This window comes from Dorea sp. AGR2135 (assembly GCF_000420885.1).
In the GTDB taxonomy this organism is placed as follows: domain Bacteria; phylum Bacillota; class Clostridia; order Lachnospirales; family Lachnospiraceae; genus Dorea; species Dorea formicigenerans.
The window spans coordinates 1-4,365 of the sequence record NZ_ATVU01000062.1 but is presented as its reverse complement, the minus strand read 5'-3'; the positions used below and the strand labels follow the sequence as shown (position 1 = coordinate 4,365).

The 4,365-nt window shown below is 34.7% G+C and carries 6 protein-coding genes and 1 pseudogene; 4 read left to right on the top strand and 3 right to left on the bottom strand.

The genetic code is table 11. The features are described from left to right. A pseudogene (locus G593_RS0118115) lies at positions 1–207 on the top strand (TfoX/Sxy family protein); the annotation flags it as partial. 449 nt (positions 208–656) lie between these two features. Here the strand turns inward: G593_RS0118115 and G593_RS0118110 are convergent. Further along, positions 657–1,037, bottom strand: a complete 381-nt coding sequence (locus G593_RS0118110; protein ID WP_029732591.1) for a hypothetical protein — start codon at positions 1,035–1,037, stop codon at positions 657–659. 185 nt (positions 1,038–1,222) lie between these two features. Next, positions 1,223–1,627 carry a hypothetical protein gene (locus G593_RS0118105; RefSeq protein ID WP_029732590.1) on the bottom strand — a complete coding sequence of 135 codons (405 nt, stop codon included), beginning with the start codon at positions 1,625–1,627 and terminating at the stop codon, positions 1,223–1,225. Positions 1,628–2,082: 455 nt separating this feature from the next. On the opposite strand from G593_RS0118105, the gene G593_RS0118100 reads away from it, so the two are divergent. From G593_RS0118100 to G593_RS0118090, 3 genes are read left to right on the top strand one after another with little or no spacing between them, the layout of a single operon-like run. Beyond that, positions 2,083–2,457, top strand: coding sequence for a GntR family transcriptional regulator (locus tag G593_RS0118100; protein ID WP_021908000.1), 375 nt, complete (start codon positions 2,083–2,085; stop codon positions 2,455–2,457). Between the two features lies 1 nt (position 2,458). Then, on the top strand, positions 2,459–3,316 hold the full coding sequence (locus G593_RS0118095) for an ABC transporter ATP-binding protein (protein WP_029732589.1): 858 nt from the start codon (positions 2,459–2,461) through the stop codon (positions 3,314–3,316). A gap of 57 nt (positions 3,317–3,373) precedes the next feature. After that, positions 3,374–3,955 carry an ABC-2 transporter permease gene (locus tag G593_RS0118090; RefSeq protein WP_044994863.1) on the top strand — a complete coding sequence of 194 codons (582 nt, stop codon included), beginning with the start codon at positions 3,374–3,376 and terminating at the stop codon, positions 3,953–3,955. Between the two features lie 198 nt (positions 3,956–4,153). Here G593_RS0118090 and G593_RS0118085 read toward each other — a convergent pair. Next, positions 4,154–4,365, bottom strand: a 212-nt coding sequence (locus G593_RS0118085; RefSeq protein WP_028088009.1) for a zinc ribbon domain-containing protein, incomplete at its 5' end; no start/stop codon positions are given.

Here is a 4,365-nt window from a genome sequence, read left to right as displayed (position 1 = left end):
GTTGGCGGTATATATGATGATAGGTTACTGGTAAAACCAACAAAGTCTGCAATTTCTTATATGCCAACAGTTACTTATGAAATTCCATACGAAAACGCCAAAGAAATGTTATTGGTGGAAGAAGTTGATAATAGAGATTTTCTGACGGGGTTATTTGATGTGATGTATGATGAACTACCAACGCCAAAACCTAAAAAGAAAAAATAAACAGCTTCTAGTTTACAATTTCATATCCATATACACAAAGCAGTTAGTTTTAGGATTGACTGCTTTTTAAAAAGACACCATTTAGGTGTAATGATGTCTTTTGGGTGTTATTTTATAGGTCATATCAAGGCTCATTCAATCGTGGTAAATTCGTGGTAAAATGAGTTTTTTCTATACTTCAAAATACTTGAAAGTATAGTGTTTATGCGGATAATCGAAAATTAGATATAAAATTTGTAAATAAATTGATATAAGCCATCAGGCTCACCATCTGCTGTTTTCTTTACAGAATATCCAGTAACTGATTTTGAGGAAATCAGCCCGTCCCAGTTAGAATATACTTGCAATGAACCGGATATTTTATTATAGTAAGGCGTAAAAGCTAAATATCCTTTCTCGCCAGAATTTAAGTGAGCAGTATATGTGGTGTTTGAAGAAGCTGATTTTACTCAAGTAAATCCACAACCTGCCTGTACTTTTCGTCGTGTACCACTCCATTGCACTCTTGAACCACTTGGAACAAATTTATACCACTCGCGGTAATCAAATGGGACAATCTCATCAGAAGAAGTATCTTCTATAGGGACATTTTCTGTCATAATAGACAACTGAACTGCTTCGTTTTTTGTTAAATAATTGATTGTATCATCTGAGTTACGAGTAAATGCAATAACATACGCATCTAGTTCAGAATCGTAATAAGAATATTCTCGCAAAAGCTCTGTTGTATTATCAGTTGCTGTCGTTTCCGCAGCCATAACTGGAGAATACAACGCTAGAAATAACACCAGTGACAAAATAGTAGAACATAAAATTTTCATTTTTTTCATACTGTTTTCTCCTTTTAACTTTGGTACAATCAACAGGTACAAAAAGCTAAAATAATAATACTGCTCTAATTATATGAATACCTCTCTTTCTCTAAACAACGAAGTTACAAAGTTACATTTTAATCGCCTTTAACCATGAGATTCATAAACATATTCTTTTAATTATAGCATTTACAGTAAAAAAATTATTCTTTATATATTTTGAAATCTTCTATATAAAAATACATTTCTTGTGGCTCATTAACATTAGAATAATTTGCCATATCAAAATAGCACGGCTCTATTTCCTTCCCATCAGATGTTCCTTTTAAGAAAAAATATGTGTCTGGGGAGTAATTTATAGTGAAATGAAACATATCATTGCCCATACTATTCCCCCGTACAGTATTGATTATTTCTTTATTACCATCTGGAAGAATAATTCCCATTTGAATATAATCAATATTTATTTTTTCTTCATTTTTAATCATAATATCAATCAAATATTCTGCGGGCTTTTCAGATAATCTATTTTCTTTAAAAAATACAATTCCTATAAAAACACAAACTATAAAAATAATTATGCCTACTTTTTTTTCATAAATTTTCACCTCACATAAAATAAGCTAAACTTATAAATGTTAAGTGCAAAACGTTCATATATATTCTTATATGCATAATATCACGCCATAATATCATTAGCAATTATAATTTCATTTATATAGAAACTTTTAAAAAACACATTTTATAAAACCAAAACCACATATGTTCTGTTAACAATAGAGTGTCAGAATTAAAAGTCCATATAGAGTTGACGCGCTTTGTTCAACCAGAAAAAATCGAAATTGATGCAAACGAAAGGGCAGTTAATGAAAAGTCTCCATACTGCTTTTTCGTTTGCACCACCTTCGATTCTTTCCTTAACGATTTGCCAAAAGAGAGTAAAGAAAAATCCTGTAATTCCTCTCTATCTGTTTGTTTTCAGTATTATATTGACAATAATGTGCTTGTTGTTTATAATGTGTATGTAGTTACATCACACTAAAAGAAAGGGGCGAGAGGCTTTGTGAAAATACTAATCTCAAATACTTCTGACACTCCCTTATACCAACAAATAAAAGACCAGATTAAGGACGCCATATTAAAAGAAGAATTGGTTGAAGGGGACGCACTTCCCTCTATTCGGGCTTTTGCTAATGATTTGAAAGTGAGCGTCTTAACAATTCGACGGGTATATGAGGAGTTAGAACAGGAGGGATTTATTGTAAGTCAAGTAGGAATTGGGACATTTGTATCTACAAGCAATCTTGAATTACTCCGCGACTCCAAACGACGGCTTGTAGAACAAAAAATGGCGGATATGATACAAACAGCAAAATCACTGAAAATCAGTAAGGAAGAACTTAATTCCATGATGGATATTCTTTACGAGGAGGATTGAAATGAACGATATTTTGACAGTCAGCGGTTTAAATAAGTCGTATGGCGATTTTTCTTTGAAAGATGTGACATTCTCTTTGCCAGAGGGGTGTATCACAGGTTTTATTGGTGTCAATGGAGCAGGTAAAACAACAACGCTGCGGACGCTTTTAGGTCTGACGAACAAGCTATCCGGCAAAATTCAGTTTTTCGGTCTTGACATGGATAAGAATGAAAGAGAAATCAAAGACCGTATTGGTATAGTTTTAGACGGCGGGGGATTTTACGAAGAACTTTCGCTGGATGAAATGAAAGTAATTATTTCATCTGCGTACACTTCATGGTCTGAACAGGATTTTAAGCGGTACATGGATATGTTTTCGCTTGACCCGAAGCAAAAAATCAATAGCCTTTCCAAAGGTATGAGAATGAAGTATGCTCTTGCTTTAGCTCTTTCTCATAACGCAGAACTTTTGATTATGGATGAGCCGACAAGCGGACTTGATCCTTTAGTTAGGGGGCAGCTTTTGAAAATCTTAACTGAGTACATGGAAAATGGCGACAAAGGTGTTTTCTTTTCGACACATATCACCTCTGACCTTGATAAGATTGCCGATATGCTCATTATGATTGATAACGGGCGTATCGTCTTTCGAGAGGAAAAGGATACCTTGCTTGACACATATCGGATAGTCAAAGGTGATAGCGGAGCTTTAACAACTGATGCTCGCAAGCTTTTTTTATCTATATCTGAAACTGATTTTGGATTTACAGGAATTACAAAACAAATATCCGAAGTACGGTCTTATATTCCCAACATTATGGTTGAGCGTCCGACGATTGAGGATATTATGCTTGGAAATATCGGAGGTGAAAAGTGATGTTGTTCGCCCTACTAAAAAAAGGATTTTCTGATTGTAAAAAAATATGTGCTGATTATGCTTGTAGTTATTGTGCTTATCCCACCCGTCATGCGTTGGCGGACACCGGAGTTTACGGGAGTTTTTGGATTTATTCTTTCTGTCATTTTTGGCGTTTTCATGCTGTTGCAATATGTATCCCTAAAAGAGTATCAATTTCCAAAAGCTGCGACATTACTATGTGCCACACCATTTTCACGGAAAGCAATAGTTTCATCAAAATACATTTTTTGCATGGCTATATATGCAATCTGTTGTATCGTTTTTGAACTTGAAACCTTGTTTATGCCCGGATTAGGAACATCAGATATCAAGCTGTTTGCATTTATGTTTCTTATTGTATCTGTTTTTATTGGTATTTATTTGCCAATACAGTATAAGTTTGGATATGAAAAAACAAAGTTTGCCTTTGGGGTGATTATTATGGCTTCGCCATTTATTCTGCCACTGTTTATGAGAGCAGGAAGTCTAAACTTAAACTTCCTCTCTATGTTTTCCCCATACCTTGTTTATGGCGGTATTGTCCTTATTGGTTTTGCGATTTTAGCAATATCAGCATCTTTGTCTATAAAGATTTACGATAAAGCAGACTTGGCGTGATAAAGAAAGAAGGTGAGACTATGGATAGAGATACTATTTTTCTTTATGTCATTGCTGTGATAGCATCGTGTTTTGGATTGATAAACTGTAGTGAACTACCCATTGTCTAAAGCCAATGGGCTTCCTGCTTCGCAGACCTCGTAACCTACTATCTCCACAGGCGTTAATTCGGGCAGTCCCTGCCCTATATTGTTATTTTTATGCTATTTGTCTTAATCCTTCTTCCAGTATATTTTTTGCTGCGTTGATATCCCTGTCATGATTTGTTCCACAGACAGGACATGTCCATTCCCTTACTGATAGATTTTTTGTCTCTGTATTTTGGTATCCACAGACTGAACACAGCTGACTACTGGCATAGAATGTGTCTATTTTGACATATTTCCTGCCATTCCACTTTGCCTTATATT